17 protein-coding genes and 1 tRNA gene are annotated in these 18,718 nt (G+C 67.6%); 10 read left to right on the top strand and 8 right to left on the bottom strand.

Annotated features, from left to right (window positions below):
* The first annotated feature begins 186 nt into the window (after nt 1–186).
* Nucleotides 187–1,263, top strand: a complete 1,077-nt coding sequence (locus H074_RS16750) for a serpin family protein (RefSeq protein ID WP_007031222.1) — start codon at nt 187–189, stop codon at nt 1,261–1,263.
* A gap of 9 nt (nt 1,264–1,272) precedes the next feature.
* Nucleotides 1,273–3,075 carry a hypothetical protein gene (locus H074_RS16755; RefSeq protein WP_007031223.1) on the top strand — a complete coding sequence of 601 codons (1,803 nt, stop codon included), beginning with the start codon at nt 1,273–1,275 and terminating at the stop codon, nt 3,073–3,075.
* On the opposite strand, the gene H074_RS16760 is transcribed toward H074_RS16755, so the two are convergent.
* Nucleotides 3,065–4,333 (bottom strand): aldehyde dehydrogenase family protein, encoded by a 1,269-nt coding sequence (locus H074_RS16760; RefSeq protein ID WP_007031224.1) that lies wholly within the window; start codon nt 4,331–4,333, stop codon nt 3,065–3,067. The two genes, H074_RS16755 and H074_RS16760, sit on opposite strands and share 11 nt — an antisense overlap.
* A 235-nt stretch (nt 4,334–4,568) precedes the next feature.
* Between H074_RS16760 and H074_RS16765 the strand changes: the two genes are divergently transcribed.
* Nucleotides 4,569–5,135 (top strand): carboxymuconolactone decarboxylase family protein, encoded by a 567-nt coding sequence (locus H074_RS16765; protein ID WP_007031225.1) that lies wholly within the window; start codon nt 4,569–4,571, stop codon nt 5,133–5,135.
* Nucleotides 5,136–5,207: 72 nt separating this feature from the next.
* Here the strand turns inward: H074_RS16765 and H074_RS16770 are convergent, their stop codons facing one another.
* Nucleotides 5,208–6,146: a sigma-70 family RNA polymerase sigma factor gene (locus H074_RS16770; protein ID WP_007031226.1), complete on the bottom strand. Its 939-nt coding sequence runs from the start codon at nt 6,144–6,146 to the stop codon at nt 5,208–5,210.
* A 50-nt stretch (nt 6,147–6,196) separates the two neighbouring features.
* Between H074_RS16770 and dnaG the strand changes: the two genes are divergently transcribed.
* From dnaG to H074_RS16785, 3 genes are read left to right on the top strand one after another with little or no spacing between them, the layout of a single operon-like run.
* Entirely contained in the window at nt 6,197–8,095 is a 1,899-nt protein-coding gene (gene dnaG, locus H074_RS16775) for a DNA primase (protein WP_007031227.1), read from the top strand.
* A gap of 2 nt (nt 8,096–8,097) precedes the next feature.
* A complete protein-coding gene (locus tag H074_RS16780; protein ID WP_007031228.1) occupies nt 8,098–8,598 on the top strand; it encodes a hypothetical protein in 501 nt (166 codons plus the stop codon).
* A gap of 45 nt (nt 8,599–8,643) precedes the next feature.
* Nucleotides 8,644–9,408, top strand: a complete 765-nt coding sequence (locus H074_RS16785; RefSeq protein ID WP_007031229.1) for a trans-aconitate 2-methyltransferase — start codon at nt 8,644–8,646, stop codon at nt 9,406–9,408.
* A gap of 51 nt (nt 9,409–9,459) precedes the next feature.
* Here H074_RS16785 and H074_RS16790 read toward each other — a convergent pair whose 3' ends face one another.
* Nucleotides 9,460–9,639 (bottom strand): hypothetical protein, encoded by a 180-nt coding sequence (locus H074_RS16790; RefSeq protein WP_007031230.1) that lies wholly within the window; start codon nt 9,637–9,639, stop codon nt 9,460–9,462.
* A 164-nt stretch (nt 9,640–9,803) separates the two neighbouring features.
* Between H074_RS16790 and H074_RS16795 the strand changes: the two genes are divergently transcribed.
* Nucleotides 9,804–9,876 (top strand) — tRNA-Asn (locus H074_RS16795).
* A 747-nt stretch (nt 9,877–10,623) separates the two neighbouring features.
* Here H074_RS16795 and H074_RS39320 read toward each other — a convergent pair.
* Entirely contained in the window at nt 10,624–11,109 is a 486-nt protein-coding gene (locus H074_RS39320; RefSeq protein ID WP_235096789.1) for a hypothetical protein, read from the bottom strand.
* 147 nt (nt 11,110–11,256) lie between these two features.
* Between H074_RS39320 and H074_RS16800 the strand changes: the two genes are divergently transcribed.
* Nucleotides 11,257–11,793, top strand: a complete 537-nt coding sequence (locus H074_RS16800) for a hypothetical protein (protein WP_235096790.1) — start codon at nt 11,257–11,259, stop codon at nt 11,791–11,793.
* 478 nt (nt 11,794–12,271) lie between these two features.
* On the opposite strand, the gene H074_RS16805 is transcribed toward H074_RS16800, so the two are convergent.
* The gene (locus H074_RS16805; protein ID WP_007031232.1) at nt 12,272–13,087 is read right to left on the bottom strand and encodes a serine hydrolase; all 816 of its coding nucleotides are present in this window, start codon (nt 13,085–13,087) and stop codon (nt 12,272–12,274) included.
* 789 nt (nt 13,088–13,876) lie between these two features.
* Here H074_RS16805 and H074_RS16810 point away from each other — a divergent pair.
* Both H074_RS16810 and H074_RS16815 read left to right on the top strand, forming a co-directional pair.
* On the top strand, nt 13,877–14,650 hold the full coding sequence (locus tag H074_RS16810; RefSeq protein ID WP_039922651.1) for an AraC family transcriptional regulator: 774 nt from the start codon (nt 13,877–13,879) through the stop codon (nt 14,648–14,650).
* Nucleotides 14,651–14,706: 56 nt separating this feature from the next.
* Nucleotides 14,707–15,435: a TetR/AcrR family transcriptional regulator gene (locus H074_RS16815; protein WP_083920427.1), complete on the top strand. Its 729-nt coding sequence runs from the start codon at nt 14,707–14,709 to the stop codon at nt 15,433–15,435.
* A gap of 31 nt (nt 15,436–15,466) precedes the next feature.
* On the opposite strand, the gene H074_RS16820 is transcribed toward H074_RS16815, so the two are convergent.
* Genes H074_RS16820 through H074_RS16830 form a run of 3 tightly spaced genes read right to left on the bottom strand, consistent with a single transcriptional unit; the run spans nt 15,467 to nt 18,717 of the window.
* Nucleotides 15,467–17,131, bottom strand: a complete 1,665-nt coding sequence (locus tag H074_RS16820) for an acyl-CoA carboxylase subunit beta (RefSeq protein ID WP_039922654.1) — start codon at nt 17,129–17,131, stop codon at nt 15,467–15,469.
* Nucleotides 17,128–18,156, bottom strand: coding sequence for an NAD-dependent epimerase/dehydratase family protein (locus tag H074_RS16825; RefSeq protein WP_039922656.1), 1,029 nt, complete (start codon nt 18,154–18,156; stop codon nt 17,128–17,130). Before H074_RS16825 ends, H074_RS16820 begins: the two co-directional genes overlap by 4 nt.
* A 21-nt stretch (nt 18,157–18,177) precedes the next feature.
* On the bottom strand, nt 18,178–18,717 hold the full coding sequence (locus tag H074_RS16830; protein ID WP_007031237.1) for a flavin reductase family protein: 540 nt from the start codon (nt 18,715–18,717) through the stop codon (nt 18,178–18,180).
* Nucleotide 18,718 lies beyond the last annotated feature (1 nt).

Here is an 18,718-nt window from a genome sequence, read left to right on the forward strand (position 1 = left end):
TATGATGACCAGGCGCCTGACCCGCCACTAAGCGCGCCAGGACCACCCAGTCAGGTTCAAAGACACGCTCTAACCCGAATAGCCACTCACCGCTCGATCGACACTTCACCTAGGCGTTGCCCGTCGAATGAAGGGAGAACTTTCGGACAGGAGACGGACGGGCCCGTCCACGGTACGGTCTGCGGCATGGGCGCTGTCGAAAGCCACCTCCGGTTTGGTCTGGACCTCTATCGGGTGCTGGCGATCCGCGGGGAGAACGCGTGCTTCTCGCCGTACTCGATCGCGAGCGCGCTCGGCCTGGTGACACAGGCCGCCAAGGGAAAGACCAGAGAAGAGCTGATCGCCCTGCTCGGCGACCCGGACGAGCTCGCCGACCTGCTGGGCAAGGCCTCGTCGCTGCTCGGCGAAGGTCCCGAACTCGCGGTCGCGAACACGCTCTGGGCCTGGGACGGGCTCCCGCTCGAGGGCTCCTTCCGTGAGGAACTCGCCACCTGGCCGGGCGGGAAGGTCGAGAGCGCGCCGTTCGGTGACGATCCGGAGGCCGCGCGACGGCTGATCAACGCCGATGTCGCCGAGGCCACCCGCGAGCTGATCCCTGAACTGCTGAAGCCGGGGACCGTCGCGCCGGACACCGTGGCCGCGATCGTCAACGCCCTGTACCTCAAAACCGCCTGGAACAATCCGTTCTCGCGTGACAACACCGCGCCCGCGGACTTCCACGCGCCGTCCGGCACCCGTACGGTGCCGACGATGTGGCTCGAAAAACAGCTCGACCACACCCACGAGAACGGCTGGCAGGTCGTCCGCCTCGGCGCCGAGGGCGGGGTGGAGGCGATCATCCTGCTGCCGGACGGAGACCTCGACGACGCCGAACTCGACCCGGGCGAACTGGCGGTATTGCTGGAGAACACGCGGTCCAAGACGATCGCCCTGTCGCTGCCGAAACTCGACCTCGACGTCGACAGCCCGCTGACGGCGAAACTCCAGGATCTGGGCGTGCGGACGATGTTCACCGCCGACGCCGACCTCACCGGACTCGCCGACGACGACCGGCTCGAAGTGTCCGAAGTCCTCCACCAGTCCGTGCTCCGCATCGACGAAGAGGGCCTCGAAGGCGCCGCCGCGACAGCGGTGCTGATGCGGCTGACGTCGATCATGGTCGACGAACCTCTCGAGGTCGTCGTCGACCGTCCCTTCCTTCTGCTCGTGAGGCATGCCTCGACGGGTGTGATCTACTTTCTCGCCCGCGTTGTCGAGCCGTGAGGATGGTCAGTGAGTCTTTTCCAGGCTGAGGCGGCGGACGTGGAGGCCGAGAAGACTCCCACGAGACCCCGCCGGTTCGCCGCCGCCGACGCCGCCATCATGGGCGGCTTCCTGCTGTTCGCCTTCCTGCTCTACAACGGGCTCTGGCTCGATCTCAAGGAGGGCTATCTCTGGAACAGCGCGTCGGACCAGAACCTGTGGGAGTGGTTCTTCTCCGTCACCGCGGACAATGTGCTGCACCTGAGGAATCCGCTCAGCTCGCACTTCCAGAACCATCCGCTCGGCGTGAACCTGATGGCCAACACGGCCATGCTCGGCATCGGCATCCCGCTTTCGCCGGTCACACTCGCCTTCGGCCCGACGGTCACCTGGGCCATCGCGCTCACCGGCGGTCTCGCCGGCACGGCGGCCGCCTGGTACTGGGTCTTCTCGCGGCACCTGGTCACCCACCGGGTCGGCGCGGCCATCGGCGGCGCGTTCGTCGGGTTCGCCCCGCCGATGATCTCGCACGGCAACGCGCACCCGAACTTCGTCGCGTGGTTCGTCCTGCCGTTCATCGCGTTGCTGGTCTTCAAGATCGCCCGCGGTGAGCGCCCGGTCCGCAACGGGATCTTCCTCGGCCTGCTGTCGGCGTACCAGATCTTCCTCGGTGAAGAGCCGCTGCTGATCTTCGCGATGGCGTTCGCGATCTTCGCCATCGCCTACTTCGCGACGAATTACCGCGAGTTCCCGCCGATGGCGAAGCCGCTGGGGATCGGCGTCGGCATCGGGGTCCTCGTGGCGCTCGTGTTGTGCGCTTTCCCGTTGTGGTGGCAGTTCTTCGGGCCGCAGAGCTATCAGGCGATCGAGCACGGCCCCGTCGGGAACGACACGGCCGCGTTCACCCGGTTCGCGACGCAGTCGGTGGCCGGGCAGCCGCAGGCCGCCGCGGACGTGTCGATGAACCGCACCGAGGAGAACGCCTTCTTCGGCTGGCCGTTGATCGTGCTGATGGTGGTCATCACCGCCTGGCTGTGGCGCGAGGCGTTCGCGCGGGCGCTGGCGATCTCGATGTTCGTGATGGCCTGGCTCTCGCTCGGCGTGCAGATCATCGTGGTGCACGAGGAAACCGGGATCCCGGGACCGTGGAAACTCCTGTCGGAACTGCCGCTGTTCGAATCACTGCTGGAATCGCGGCTCGCGATGGGCTGCATCCCGCTCATCGGCGCCCTGCTGGCGCTGGCGACCGAGCGCGTCCACGCGGTCGCGTCGAAACTCCCCGAAGTGCCGGGGGAGCGGCGATTCCCGTTGCGGCTGGTGTGGATCGGCGTCGTCATCGCGGTACTGCTGCCGATCGCGCCGACTCAGCTGATCGTGAAGGAACGGCCGCCCACACCGCGGTTCCTCGCCGAGGGCACCTGGCGGAGCTACGTCGCGCCCGGCGGGACCGTGGTGCCCGTGCCGTTGCCGAGTTCCGGCGAATCCGAACCGCTGCACTGGCAGATCGACGCGGGACTCGGCTATTCGATGCCGGAGGGCTACTTCGTCGGGCCGAGCGGACCCGACGACAAACGCGGCCGTTACGGCGCCATCCAGCGGCCGACGTCGATCATCTTCGACCAGATCAAGCAGACCGGGATCCCGGCGACGATCACCGAGTCGCAGCGGGTACAGGCGTTGGAGGATCTGCGGTACTGGAACGCCGACGTGCTCGTGCTGATCCCGCGCGAACACCAGGACGCTTTCCGGGCCACCGTGGACCTGCTGCTGCGGAAGCCCGCCGAGTTCGTCGACGGCGCCTGGGTTTGGGACGTCCGTACGATCACTCCCTGAGGCCAGGACGGCTCGCTGACCACCGCGAGCCCGCGAACGGTTCGTCCGCGGACATCGCCAGGTGTTCGTTGACCCGGACCGTCCCGCATTCGAGCCGCGTCGCGACTTCGGCGGCGTACTCCTCGTCCGTGCCCCACACCGATCCGCACAAGCCGAACGCCGTGGCGTTCGCCAGTCCGACGGCTTCGTCCACTGTGGAGCATCGGACGACCGGCAGCACCGGGCCGAACTGTTCCTCGGTCACCACTCGCATCCCGTCGTGCGCCTCGGCGAGGATCGCCGGGGCGAAGAAGTACCCCGGCCCGCCGAGCGGTCCGCCGGTGACGACTCGTGCGCCGTCCGCCCGCGCCTCGTCGGTGAGACCGGTGACGCGGTCGTAGCGCGGCCGGTTGTTCACCGGGCCGATCTGCGTCCCGGGTGTCCGCCCGTCACCCACCACGACTTCCGCCGCCATGGCCGCCAGCGCCTCGACGACGCCGTCGTAGACGGACCCGACGGCGTAGACCCGCTCGACCGCCACGCCGATCTGCCCGCAGTTGGCGAAAGCGCTCCAGAAGAGCCGTTCCGCGATGGCGGCCGGGTCGGTGCAGGGGAGGACGATCGCGGGATCGTTGCCGCCCAGTTGCAGTGTCAGCTCTCGCCATTCGGACACGGACGCGGCGGCCACCCGCTTCCCGGTGTCCGCCGAGCCCGTGAAGTCGACCTTCCGGATCCCGGGATGAGCGACCAGCCACTCGCCGAGCGGGTCCTGTCCGGTGAGCACGGTCAGCACGCCCGGCGGCAGCACCTGCGCCAGCATCCGGCCGAGGTGCAGCGTGGTGAGCGGGGTGCGCGGCGACGGCTTGAGCACCACCGTGTTCCCCGCCGCGAACGCAGGCGCGAGTTTCGCGACGGCCAGTTGCACGGGGAAGTTCCACGGCGTGATCACGGCGACCGGTCCGCCGCCGTCGACTCGGGGGCCGGGTCGCAGGCCGGCGTAGTACCGGAGCCGCGCCGCCGCTCCGGCGAATTCGGCTTCGGCCTCGCGAAGCGGTTTTCCTTGCTCCTCGGTGAGTACCGGGGCCAGCACGGGCGCGGCCTCCTCGACGACGACCGCACACGACATCAGCGCCGCGTGCCGGTCCGAGACATGCCAGGCGGCCCATGCCCCGGCGGCGGCGCGTACCGCTTTGTCGACATCATCCGGTCCGGCGTCCGGGACGCTCGTGATCGGCTGCCCGGTCGCGGGATCCTCGACGGCGAGCATCGGACGGTCCATGTGTTTCCTCCGGTGGGAGGGTGCGGAGGGTCGCCGACGAGACCGATGTCCCGGCACCGGTTGTATCGAAGGAATTGCCGAGCGTAAGAATACCTTCGCTGATCGAACGGGGGTTCCGGCGAAAAGGCTAAATCGATGCCCTTCCGGCCGCGTGGCGCACGTCACCGGCGTCGCTGTCACGTCCGTTCGGGCCTTCTCGTCCAGTGGGTGATCGCAACCGCACGAGGAGGACACCATGCCGCGCATTCCCGCCGTCAAGACCGCCGAGGCCGGCTTCCTGCTGAAGCTGATCTACAGGTTCGCCGGCAAGCGCTTCGGTGCCGTGCCCGAGCCGATGGCCGTCTACGCGCACCACCCGGCCCTGCTCCGGGCGAACGGCATGCACGAAATGCTGGCGGAGAAGGCCAGCAAGACGCTGCCGTCGAACGTGCGCGAGCTGGCCGTGTACCGGGTCGCGACCCAGCTCGGCTGCTCGTGGTGCATCGACTTCGGGACCATGCTGCAACTGCACGAAGGGCTCGACATCGAACGGCTGAAGAACATCGACGACTACGCGAAGTCGCCCGCGTTCACCGACCAGGAACGGCTCGCGCTCGCGTACGCCGACGCGATGACCGCGAGCCCGGTGACCGTCACCGACGAGCAGGTCGCCGAACTGGAACGCGAGTTCGGCCGCAAGGGTGTCATCGAGCTGACCTACCAGATCGGCCTCGAGAACATGCGTGCCCGGATGAACAGCGCGCTCGACATCACCGCGCAGGGCTTCACCTCGGGCGACGCCTGCCGCATCCCGCTTCCCTGACCGTCCCGCGATTCGTCACCTGCTTGCGATAGTTCGGAACGTCGAACCACCGCAAGCAGGTGACGAATCGCGTCAGGAACCGACGCGGGCCCGGGCGGTGGTGAGCTTGTCCGGGTTCGCCATGTCGTAGATCGCCACGATCTTCCCGTCGCGTATGGCGAACGCGTCGACGTGCTCGTCGAGCGCCCGGTACCGGTCGGAACCGGGCTGCGGCGGGAGGTAGACGCCGAGGTCGCCGTTGACCAGCGCGAGCCTCGCCTGTTCCATCCCCGCCGGGTCGTACATCCGCATGAGCCCCTGGAACAGCCGGGTGACCTTGTCGAACCCGGCGACCGTGTGCACCGCCGTGCGCGCCTTGCCGCCACCGTCGCCGACGAGGACGACGTCGGGGTGCAGGACCTCGGCCACCGCCTGGATGTCGCCGGTGAGCATCGCGGTCATGAACTTCTCGATGATCTGCTGCTGCTCGGCGAGCGCCGTCCTGGGCGGCGGATCGGCGTCGGCGACCGCGCGGCGGCCGCGGGAACCGTGCTGGCGCGCGGTCTCCGCCGTGCAGCCCAGGATCTCGGCGATCTCGCTGAAAGGCACCGAAAACGCGTCGTGCAGGACGAACGCGACGCGCTGCTCCGGCGTCAGCCGGTCGAGGACCACCATCGCCGCCATCCGCATGCCGTCGTCGCGGACGGCGACGGTCAGCGGATCCTCCGACGACGGAGTGCCCAGCGGGCCGAGGACGGGTTCGGGCAGCCATTCGCCGACGTACCGCTCGCGGCGCACCACCGCGGACCGCAGCCGGTCGAGGCAGATCCGGCTGACGACGGTGGTCAGCCAGCCCTTCTGGTCTTCGATCTCCGAGCGACGGCGCTCGTCCAGGCCGCTCAAGCGCAGCCACGACTCTTGGACCGCGTCCTCGGCGTCCGACAGCGTGCCGGTGAGCCGATAGGCGACCGACACCAGATGGGGGCGCAGCGCGGCGAAGTTCCCGGCGAGTTCGTCCAGGGCGGTGCTCATTCCCCGAGTGTGCCGCACGAGGCTCTGGAAGGAAGAACTAGAGTAGGGGCGTGGCAGGACGGATTCGGGAGAGCGACATCGCGGAGGTGCGCGAGCGCAACCGGATCGACGAGGTCATCGGTGATTACGTGGCCCTCCGCAGCGCCGGCGGCGGCAGCCTGAAGGGGCTTTGCCCTTTCCACAACGAGAAGACCCCGTCGTTCAACGTGCGCCCCACTCACGGCACCTTCCACTGCTTCGGCTGCGGCGAAGGCGGTGACGTGATCAAGTTCATCCAGAAGATGGACCTGATCTCGTTCGTGGAAGCCGTCGAGCGGCTCGCGGATCGCGTGGGGTTCCGGCTGACCTACGAAGGCGGCGGCGGAAGCGTCCAGCGTGATCGCGGCACCCGCGCCCGGCTGATCGAGGCACACCGCGCGGCCCAGGAGTTCTACGCCGAGCAGTTGCTCACCCCGGACGCGCGTGTGGCGCGGGACTTCCTGTCCGAACGGGGTTTCGACGCCGCCGCCGCGCAGACGTTCGGCTGCGGGTACGCGCCGGCGGGCTGGGACAAACTCACCAAACATCTGCTCAACCGCGGGTTCGAGGTCAAGGAACTGCTCACGGCCGGGCTGGCCAAGGAAGGGCAGCGCGGCCCGATGGACCGGTTCAACCGGCGGCTGCTCTGGCCCATCCGTGACGTTGGCAACGAGGTGGTCGGGTTCGGCGCGCGGCGCCTGTACGACGACGATCGCGTCTCGGCGAAGTACCTGAACACCGCGGAGTCGCCGATCTACAAGAAGTCGCAGGTGATGTTCGGCCTCGACTTGGCCAAACGCGAGATCGCGAAGCGGCACCAGGTCGTCGTCGTCGAGGGCTACACCGACGTGATGGCGATGCACGCCGCCGGCGTCCCGACGGCCGTCGCGTCGTCGGGGACGGCGTTCGGCGAGGACCACATGAAGGTTCTCCGGCGGTTGATGATGGACGACGACGCTTTCCGCGGCGAAGTGATCTTCACCTTCGACGGTGACGAAGCCGGCCAGAAGGCGGCGTTGAAGGCCTTCGAGGGCGACCAGACCTTCGCCGGGCAGACCTACATCGCGGTCGCCCCCGACGGCATGGATCCCTGCGAACTTCGGCTCGCCAAGGGCGACACCGCGGTGCGTGACCTGGTCGCGCGGCGGATCCCGCTCTTCGAGTTCGCGATCAAGAGCATGCTCAAGGCCTTCGACCTCGACTCCGTCGACGGTCAGGTGGCGGCGCTGCAGAAGACCGTCCCGCTGGTCGCGGGGATCAAGGACCGCGCCAGCCGCGACGGCTACGCCTCGAAACTCGCCTGGTGGGTCGGCTGGCAGGACGCGGCGCAGGTGGTGAACCGGGTGCGCGGCAGCGCGGGGGCCACGGCGAAACGCTCCGCCACCGTCGAGGTCCGGCGGCCCGCCCCCGCGGCGACCGCCACCGCCGAGGACGACCTGCCCAGGCCCGCGCCAGGCGACCCGCGGTTCATCGCGCAGCGTGAAGCGCTCAAGGCGGCGCTGCAGCAGCCGATGCTCGCCGGGGCGGAGTACGACGCGCTCCCCGAGGACGCGTTCACCCATCCGGTTTACGTCACCATCCACAAGGCGCTGCTGGCCGCAGGCGGAGCGGGTTCCGGGCTGACCGGCCCCGCCCTGCTCGACGCGGCCGCCCCGCACTGTCCGCAGGGGACGGTGCGGCGAGTGCTCAGCGAGCTTTCGGTGGAACCGTTGCGCGCCAAGGGCGAGGTCGACTCGCGCTACATCTCCGCGCAGCTCGCGGCGGTGCAGGAAAGCCTGGTCGGCCGCCAGATCAACGAGATCAAGTCGAAGCTCCAGCGGCTTTCCCCGGTCGAGGCGCCGGACGACTACCGCGCGCTGTTCGGCGACCTCGTCGCGCTCGAGCAGTACCGGAAGGCGCTGAAGGAACAGGCCATCGGCGGATTGGACTGAGCATGGGCTGGCTGCGTCACCTGCTGGGTGACCGTGTCCCGGCGGATTTCGACGGTTCGCTGGACGACGGAGAGCACGTCATCGGGAGCGCGCCGGTCGAAGGCGGCGGGTACCTGCTGGTCACCCCGCTGGGGCTGTGGATCCCGGGGCCGCGCCGGGTCGGCTGGCATCTGGTCGGCAAGGCCGCGTGGTCCGCCGGGGTGATGACCCTGACCGAGTCCGAGGAGACCGGGACGGCGGGGGAGGCCGTGCTGCTGGCCGACAAGGCCCCGGTCCGGTTCAAGCTGCCCCGGCCCGGCAAGGTCCCGATCCTGGTGCGGCAGCGGGTGGACGGTTCGGTTCGGGGACGGCACCGCAAGGACCTGGGGGCCGGGGGAGCGTGGTTCGTCGAGCGCAAGGTTCCCGGACAGGACGGCACGGTGCTGCAGGTGCGGCCCGATCCGGGCACCGACGTCGACGTCATCAAGGCGATCGCCGAGGAAGCGGCCCGGAAGCTGGCGTAGCCCCGCTGCTAGCAGTACGCTCGTACTGTATCGCTGGGAGGCGCCATGTGGGATCCGGTCAAGTACCTCGACTACGCCGACCTGCGGGCCCGGCCGTTCCGCGACCTCGTCGGGCGGATACCGGCCGAAAGACCCCGGCGAGTCGCCGATCTCGGCTGCGGACCCGGCCACCTGACCGCCGACCTGGCGGAACGCTGGCCGGACGCGATCATCGAAGCCAGTGACAGTTCACCCGAAATGGTCGAAGCCGCACGCTCACGGGGCGTCGACGCGCGAGTACTCGACGTCAACGACTGGGCGCCCGAACCGGACACCGACGTGGTCATCTCGAACGCCGTGCTCCAGTGGGTCCCGGAGCACCGTGACCTGCTTCGTCGCTGGGTGGACCTCCTGCCGTCCGGGGCGACGCTCGCGTTCCAGGTCCCCGGCAACTTCGACGCCCCGTCACACGCCCTGGTCCGCGCCCTCGCGCGCACCGAGGAGTGGGCTTCGCGCCTCGCCGACGTCGTCCTGCGGGAGAACGAGGCCGTCGACAGTCCACTCGGCTACGGGAATCTGCTCGCCGACGCGGGATGCGCCGTCGACGCCTGGGAGACGACGTATCTGCAGCGGCTGTCGGGGAAGGACGCGGTGCTCGAATGGATCATCGGGACCTCACTGAGGCCGGTCAAGGAGGCCCTCCCAGGGGAGGACTGGGACCACTTCCGCGCGCAGATCGCCCGCAAGCTGGACGAGGCCTACCCGCCGCGGCCCGACGGCACCACCTGGTTCGAGTTCCGACGCGTCTTCGCGGTCGCCATCGTGCCGTGAAAGGGCCCTCCGCAGACTGCGAAGGGCCCCTCTGTTTCGTCTCGGGCGCGGTCAGCGCTGAGGCCGCCCGAACCGCTCACCGACCTTGGCGCGAGCGACCCCGGCGGCGCCCTGCACCATGGGGTGGTCAGCGATCTTGCGGTAGGTCCGCACGATCTGCTCGTACCGTCCCCGGCCGGCCTTCGCGCCCAACACGTAGCCCGCGGCCGCACCCAGCAGGAACATCTTCATCCGAGTCCACGCCTCCGTTCGATCTTGCTCAGGCTGTCATTGTCCCTCAAAACGCGAGCTTGACGAGGCGGCCGGAGAAAGTGGGGGGTGGTTGCGCGGCCGTCTGAGGGCATGGGCTAAAGTTCTCTCATCGGTCGGAGCGATCCGGCCGATGCGGAGCACAATCCCCTGTAGCTCAACTGGCAGAGCATTCGGCTGTTAACCGGAGGGTTCTTGGTTCGAGTCCAAGCGGGGGAGCACAAGCCCAGGCCACGCGGCCTGGGCTTCTTCGTGTCTGGGGTACTTGGGGCGATTTAGTGAGGGGTATGGCAACGGTGTCGTGTCGAGGGACACCTGAACGGCATCTGCGGCCCCACGTACACCAGTAGTCACAGCGGTGCCGTGTGAAGGATGTACTGGCAAGGGTGTGAAGGGCTTGCCACCCTGACCTGACACCTTTGACTTTCGGCTCAAAAGTGTCGATTTGACGCCTGTCCAGTGTTCGACCGTCGCTGGGCACACGACTGCAGAATCGGCTGTACTGCCCGCTGTGCGTCGGCCGTTGAAGTCGGCACCCCCGCCGGATCAGTCCACTTGTGGCCTTACGATCCGCGCGATTCGGTCGCGGCCACGTTGACCGACGAAGGCCGCGCCATCTTCTACTTCCGTAAAGACGACAGTGCCCGCTGGCTTGCCCCGCCTCGGGGTTAGCAGCGCCACTCCTGTGAGTTCGGTTCGATCTGGACGGACTGGTCCGCGGAGCTGACGTCAGGAGTTCCGGAGTGTGGGTGCCTCGTAGTCATGTCGCGCAGGCTGGTCCTGTACCTGGAGGGCGGTTCACGCGGTCACGTTCGGTGCCGCCCGGCTGTTGGTGGGGCTCGTGAGTGGTAAGGACGGTTCTAACCGTCCTTACCACTCACGAGGCCCACCACGGTCCGCCGCTGCCTCCACGACCTTGCGAAAGAGGCTTTCGCGACATGAAGCCACCTTTGCCTTAACCCTCAACTAAGGGCCGCCCATTAGGTCGTATGTCAGGTAACAGTCATCGGAGGCCTCGACGATAACGTTCGTCGCTGTTTCTCCCCGCGGGACGAGGCCGGCTGTGAAAACGGGGTGTGAAGGTCCGAACATGGTGAATACTTCATCGACCTTCACCAGCCCTGTATCGCTGTTGCCTCCCCCAAGGTTCAGCCCGGCACGAGGCGTGCAGTACGCCCTTGGTCGCAGTTCCGGGGTTCTTCCGTCTTCGCACCATCGTGCGCGGGCACACGTCAGGTCGTTGCGGTAGTCCCTGCCGTTGTAGTGGACCTTGTACGGAAGGCCCCTCTCTCCCGGCAGTGCGTAGCCGAAGTGGTTCGCCACCTTGGGGATGAACGTGGCCCCACACAGTGTGCCGAGAACCACCAGCACAGCGATTGACACCATCACGACACGCCGCCGGACCCGGCGTCGGCGTGTCGTGGACCGGTCGTCGGCACCTTCACCGCTCATAGCTCGATCGTGCCTGAGGATCTGCGTGAGCCGCCACACGTCGTGCTACAGGCGGTCGTAGGACCCAGCGTCGGCCGAGCAAGGTCCGGTCCGGCGTATGCCGTGACCCTTAAAGGGTTTGTCGTGGGTGTTTGGAAGGATTCCGGCATGATGGATACACCTGCTCCAGCCGGCTCGGAGCGACGCCACCACTTGGACGCTTTGCGGGATGTCGTTCAGGCCGAACTGGCTGCCGCCGGATTGCTAGTGGCCCCTGGTGACGGTCCGACAGGTACCGCCGGAGCGGTCGTGACGGTCGACCTGCCGGACTTGCACGGCGTGCTGGTCGACTGGCGACAGCACGACGTCCTTGTCGATGCGGCACAGGAAGCCTGGTTCGAGGACCCGCATCGGGAAGGCGCGGAATGCGCCGAGTTCGAGCGGTTGCTGTCCACGATCGGCGAGGCGATGTCCGCGGCGATGCGGACCATCCTGACGGCCGCCGGGATGGAGGTGTCCGGCACCGGCAACGACTACGCACCCCACGAGCTCTTGGTGACCCGAAGGCTCGTCCCGTCGGTGTGGCGTGCACGGCGAGACGCCCGGTTCGCCCGGCGATATGAGGCGATGGGCGCGGCCTGGAACGCGCGGAACGCCGCTGAATGCCCGAAGCCGGACTGCGAACACCACCACCCCAAGTGCTGACCTGAGGAATCGGCGCTGCTCCGCCGGTTGTGATAGCAGGCCCCGCCAGCTGACAAGGAGTTGTTCTTGCCGAGTCGAGATGGAGGAACTGGTGGTGATTCGGCACTGGACGAGTTGGTGCCCGGCCCAGGGGTTCGTGCCGACGTCTACCTGGTCGACGGCGTGGCCCGTCATCTGATGAAGTCGAGCCGAAGTTTCCGTCGTAGGCGAATGGTTGCCGGCCAGGTCGCCGGTGGTCACCTTCGAGTCGTTTGGTTTTCCCGCAGTGGCCCAGTAGATGTCCTGTCCGAAGGCGTTGACGCCCCACGTCGGAAGTCCTCCCAGCGCGGGCAGGAACCGTTCCGACTTGCCAGGCTCCCCCTCGGCGACGCTGGAACCACCTGAATTCGCACCGGGTCTCCGCCGGCGCCGGGGTATCGCGAGACGTCGTCCGGCAGCGTCGGGCCCGGCGAGATCCGTCGGGCCCGACGCGGCGCGGTCAGCCCTTGAAGTATCCCTTGAACAGGATCTCGCTGATCTTGGTGGTGGTCTCCTGACCGGTTTCGTAGCCGTTCTGGATGACCTTGGTGTTGTTCATCAGGGCGAGGGTGTACCGCTCGTGCGGTCCGGCGAAGCCGACGGAGTTCATGATCCAGGAGCCGTCGTCGTTGTCGTCGGACCAGCCGTTCTTGTTGCCCGGGCGCGCGGCGGGGCCGGCGCCCCAGACTCCCCACTGCTGGTTGACGTCGACGGTGCGCATCTCGCGGACGATGTAGTCGCGGTGCTGGCGGGGCAGCTTCGTCAGGACGTAGTTGACCAGCCGGTCCAGGTCGTTCGCGGTGGTCAGGATCCAGCCCCAGTGGTGCGGGTGCTGGTCGGTGAACCGCATGTCGGTCATCCCGTACGACGGGAAGCGCTTGGCGAACTCGGCCTCCCCGCCGTACCGGGTCCACAGGGTGTGTGCGGCGGCGTCGTCGCTGGAGTTGAGCATCCGGTGGATCAGGTCCCGGTCTTCGGCGGTCAGCCGGACGGCCCCGGAATCGTTGCGCAGCAACAGGTCGACGACCATGGCCAGCTTCGGGGTGGAGCAGGCCCAGATGAGGGTCCCGGCGGCCTCGCTCCGGTAGACGGCGCCGGTCCACCGGTCCCGGAGGACGATCCCGGTGTCGCCGGGCCTGCTGTCGGCGTAGGCCTGGGCTCGTGCGATACGCGCCTGGAGTTCCCGGTCGAAGCGGGGCGCCGCACTGGCGGGCGCGGCGGGTGTCAACGCGAGTATCGCCAGTATCGCGGTCAGGATGGCGGAAAGTCTCTTCATGTGTTCCCCAGGTTTCGGTAGCTGTTCTTCCTGAGCTTCAAGGCGTTCGCAAGGACCGGAGGTTGCCACGATCCGGCGAACAGTGACGTCGGTCACTTCAGGGCAGAGGGGGTGCCACCTGGTGGTCCAGCGGGCCCACAACTGTCCACTGTGGATCTGCAAGGTCGGCGGGCGGTCATATTGCCGGGCCTGTCGGTGATCGCCGCCCCGCGGACGCCGCCGAGCACGTGGACCTCTTCAGTGTGAGGGAGAATCGAACTGGCTTCCAGTCAGGAGTCTTCTCTGTTTTCGCAGGTCTGCGGTAAGTTCGGAGACTGCTCGGTTGATCCGGTCGTCCAGTTCCATGGCCGATTCGCGGTGAGGGCTCCAGCCTCGCGATCGCCGGTGCGAGCCTTCTTCCGGTGACCCGGGGACGGTCGTTTTCGCATCCGGCGCGGCTGCGCACATCGGATATCGCCGGAAAAAGAATGCGTGCGATATGTATGAGTTGATCAATCGCGTGTACGCAATCCTAGCGGTAAGTGCCTGAGGTGGCTACTTCCGTTATGCTCAGTCGGCGACCGAAAGAAGTGCGGGAATCGTAAAGGTGAATGTCACCCGATCGGCGCAGTCTTTCTGCCGAACAGTGGCGGCATTGCCGCCGAATGGCGCATCTGCCGAGCTCGGGAGTTTGTTGGCCAGTTATTGACTAAGTACGTAGTGTGATAGGCCCACTGATACCGTTGCCGCTCCCATTATCGCCTGATATGTTGACTGCCATGCGGTAGGGGGTTCAGGGGGCTGGGGGCTATGGACAAATTATCAGAGCAAGTGGTGGTCGAGCGTGTGATCGTTTCGATGCAGGAGAATCTCGGCGAGCGTCTGACGGTGGATGACATGGCGCGGAACGCCATGTTCAGCAAGTTTCACTTTACCAGGGTTTTCCAGCGTGTAACCGGAGTTTCTCCCGCACGTTTCCTGTCCGCCATGCGGATTCAGGAAGCGAAGCGATTACTGGTTTCCACGACATTTACTGTTGCTGATATCAGTTATCAGGTCGGTTATAACAGTCCCGGCACCTTCAGTTCGCGATTCAAGGAGAGTGTCGGGGTTTCCCCCATTGCTTACCGGCAATTGCGTGGTTATGCGCCGGTTCCGGCCCAGCGTCGTGGTTCGGATTTGGAGAGCCGGTCGGCGACGCTTCGGGGTGATATGCGGATACTCGGCGAGGGGGAGCGCGGCCTGACCTTCGTCGGCTTGTTCCGCGACCCCATTCCGCAAGGAAGCCCGATCAGTTGCAGTGTGCTGTCCACGCCGGGCGGTTTCGTGCTGGAGGACGTGCCGGAAGGAACGTGGTACCTGCTCGCCCAGTCGGTCGCGCCGGGCGCCGAAGCGACCGTGACCGGTTCGATCGGTCCGGACGGTGCGCCGTTCGTCGGCTCGCGCGGCCCGCTCGTGGTGCACCAGGACGTACCGGTGATCGACGTGGACCTGGATCTGCGTCCGGCCAGGGCGCTGGATCCACCGGTGCTGCTCGCGCTGCTCGACGTGCGTACCGCGGCGCTTCAAGAACGTGCCAGTTGATTCTCCCCGCCGCTCATCGGAGGGAACTCGATGTCGATATTCGGCAGGTCTGTTTCATGAGCCCGCGCAAATCGGACCCGAAGGCGAAGCGGGCGTTGCTGGAAATAGGGGCCAGGCTCCTGGCGGAGGAAGGACCGGGAGCATTGTCGACGCGCCGTGTGGCCGCCGAGGCGGGAAGTTCGACGATGGGGGTGTACACACATTTCGGCGGCATGCGTGGTCTTGTCCGTGAGATCGTCCACGAGGGCTTCGCCCGGTTGCAGCGACATATGACGAGTGTGCACAAGAGCGCTGACCCCGTGGCCGACATGGCCCTGCTCGGCCGCGCCTACCGGTACAACGCCTTGGAGAATCCGCATCTGTACGCGGTGATGTTCGGTGGGGCCTCCCTCGCCGGTTTCTCGTTGTCCGAAAAAGATCGGCAACACGGCCGATATACTTTGTCGAATGTTGTCGAGTGCGTGAGCAGATGCCTTTCCGCCGGCCGCTTCTGCCCGGCGGACGCCGGTCTGGTCGCGCATCAGATGTGGATTGCCACGCACGGCCTGGTGACTCTCGAACTCGGCGATTACCTGGTCAGTCCGTGGGATGCGGATCATTGTTTCGAGGTGCAGCTCGTGGCTTTGATGGTCGGCGCCGGTGACGGTAAGGAGGAGGCGACGCGATCCGTGGCCGGATCACGGGTGCGCATGCGGGACGAGTTCCCGGCGGCGTCGGGCTCGGTGTCGATCAGGGCGGGCGCCACGGCCGCGCCGTCGTCCTCCGGTCGTCTCTGCGGCGGCTGAACTCGGCAACAGCGGACGCGCCGGTACCCCGCTACAGCGGGAGGTTTCCGTGTTTGCGCCGAGCCGGCTGCTGCCGCTTGTCCTTCAGCATCGCCAGTCCCGAGGCCACGGCGGACCTGGTTCGCGCCGGGTCGATGACGTCGTCCACCAGGCCGCGCTCGGCCGCGTAGTAGGGGTGGACCAGCTCGCCGAGGTACTCGTCCATCAAGGTCGTGCGCAGCGCCGCCGGGTCGGCGGAGCCGGCGAGTTCCTTGCGGAACAAGACGTTCACCGCTCCCTCCGCCCCCATCACCGCGATCTCGTTGGTCGGCCACGCCAGCGACAGGTCGGTACCGATGGACCGCGAGTCCATCACGATGTACGCGCCGCCGTAGGCCTTGCGCACGATGACCTGGATCCGCGGCACAGTCGCCTCGCAATAGGCGTAGAGCAGCTTCGCGCCATGCCGGATCACCCCGGCGTACTCCTGGTCGGTGCCCGGCAGGAAACCCGGTACGTCGACGAGCGTGACCAGCGGGATTCCGAACGCGTCACAGAATCTGACGAACCGGGCGGCCTTCTGGGCCGCCTCGATGTCCAGTACCCCGGCCAGCACCAGGGGCTGGTTGCCGACCAGCCCGACGACCTCACCGTCGATGCGGGCGAACGCGCAGACGATGTTGGCCGCCCAGCTCTCGTGCAGTTCCAGGAACTCGCCGTCGTCGACCAGCTCGGTGATCACCGACCGCATGTCGTAGGGCTTGTTGGGCTCGGCCGGGACGATTTCGGCCAATCGCGGGCGGACATCGTGCCGCGCGTCCCGCGGCCGGCCGCGGGGCGGCAGGTCGAGGTTGTTCGCGGGCAGCATCGACACCAGATACCGCACGTCGTCCAGGCAACTCTCCTCGTCGTCGTGTACGAAGGTGGCCACGCCGGATCGCTTTCCGTGAACGTCGGCGCCGCCGAGCTCGTCGTGGCCGACCTGCTCACCGGTCACCGCTTCGACCACGTCCGGACCGGTGAGATAGAGCTTCGCGGTGTCGCGGACCATGAACGTGAAGTCGGCCAGCGCGGGGGAATAAGCCGCCCCGCCGGCACACGGCCCGAGCACCACGTTGATCTGCGGGATGATCCCCGAGGCCGCCACATGCCTCCGGAAGATCCCGCCGTATCCGTCGAGCGCCAGCACGCCTTCCTGGATCCGTGCGCCGCCGCTGTCGTTGATCCCGATGATCGGCGAGCCGGTCGACAGGGCGAGATCCATGACCTTGTGGATCTTCGCGGCGTGCGCGGCGCCGAGCGAGCCACCGAAGATCGTGAAGTCCTGGGCGTACACGAACACCCGGCGGCCGTCGATGGTTCCCGAACCCGCGACCACACCGTCGGTGTGCGGCCGGTTCTCGCCGATTCTGAAACCGCTCGCGTGATTGCGCCGGTAGAGCTCGATCTCCGTGAACGAGCCGGGGTCGAGCAGCAGGCCGAGCCGTTCGCGTGCGGTGCGTTTACCGAGTTCGTGCTGCCGGTCCACCGCCTTCTCGTTGCCCGCTGTCGCCCGCTCGTGGAGTGCGTCGCGCTGCTCGCGCAGCAGGCTCATCGTCCGTTCGGGAGGTGGTGCCGGGGCGGGGCCGGGCCGAGCGCGCCGGTGCCCGTTGACCGGGCGCGGTGGATCCGGCCGATGGTGGGGCACCGGGACGAAGTCGAATTCCGCCGTACTCATGCCACCGCCTTCGCGATCCGGCCGGACTGCCGGTCGGCCAGCAGACCCCGCTCGTGTAACCAGCGCACCGTGTCGCGCATGGAATCGGCCACCGGCCGCGCGGTCACGCCCCCGGCAGGCGCCTCGGGCGCCACCCTGGTGGCGCAACCGCACAGGTAGATCGCGCCGTACTCGGCCGGGATGTGCCACGGCCACACGCGCTGCAACGCGCTGGTCAGCCGTCCCACCGGCGTCATCGTCCTGGCGGGAAGGAAGATCGCGGGCAGGGCCCGGCCGGTCACCTCGCGCAGCGTCCGGACGTAGTCCCTGGTGGACAAATAGGTGCCCGGGCCGAAGAAGCGATTCCCCGAGAGGATGTCGGCGTCGATCAATCGCGCGTGCAGCCTCGCCGTGTCACGGACGTCTCCCACCGGGAACCCGCCGGAGGGCCAAATCGGCATGAGCCCGCGTAACGCGTTGCGCAGGCGGGCGTTCTGGTCGCCCAGACAGGGGTCGTGGGGTCCGATGAGCGCGGACGGATAGGTGATCACGACAGGCGCTCCTTCCCCCTGGTGCCGCCGCGCGATCTCCTCGGCGGCGGCTTTGCTCGCGAGGTAGGGCTCGCGTGCGGTACCGACCGGCGAGTCCGCCCGCAGCACGCCGGCCGCGGCGGGCAGCATGGCCGCGACGGTGGACACATGCACGATCCTGCCCACCCCCGCGCGCCGTGCCGCCCCGAGAACGACCTCGGTGCCGACCTCATTGGTACGCCGCATGATCCGTCTTCGCCTGCTGTCGAAGGAATACACGGCGGCCGCGTGCAGCACGGCGTCGGCGCCGCGCACCAGCGCGGCGACACCGCGTTCGCCGGTCACGTCCCCCGTGATCACCTCCACCGCGCTCGCGTCGATGCCGAGCGGTGTCAGCGCTCTGTCCACGGCCGACTCGTCGCGGACGAGAAGGCGCACGGTGTGGCCCGCCCGGACGATCGCCGCCACCGAGTGGGCTCCGAGGAATCCGGTCGCGCCGGTCACGCTTACCAACATCGAGCGTCTCCGTTTCACGGGTCAGGCCACCCTGTGGAAGGCGCCGCCGTAGAACACCAGCGCCTTCTGGTCGGGTATCCGCCGCGAATCGAGCACCCGGCCGAGGAAGATGGAGTGGTCGCCGCCCTCGTAGGACTCGGTCAGCTCGCATTCCAGCCAGGCGAGCGAACCGGACAACAGCGGAGCACCCGTGCGCCGGCCCGGCACCCAGTCCACCGTGTCGAACTGGGCCAGACCGTTCGGCCGGCTCCGGTCTGCGAAGTACCGCGCCAGATGTTCCTGATCGGCGCCCAGCATGGACACCGCGAACGTGCGTGAGGACACGATCGCGGCGTGCATCCGAGCCGTGCGGCTGATACAGCACAGCACCAGTGGCGGTTCGAGCGACACCGAGCTGAACGCGTTCGCGGTCATCCCGTGGCAGTGCTCGCCGGGAGCGGTCACGACGGTGATCCCGGTGGCGAACTGGGCCATCGCCTCCCGCAGCGAAACCGGGGTCGGATCGGCTGCCGGTCGGAAACCGGCGGTGGGCAGCGGCACGGAATGCCCGTTGCTGGTCATT

Source organism: Amycolatopsis decaplanina DSM 44594 (genome assembly GCF_000342005.1).
GTDB lineage: Bacteria > Actinomycetota > Actinomycetes > Mycobacteriales > Pseudonocardiaceae > Amycolatopsis > Amycolatopsis decaplanina.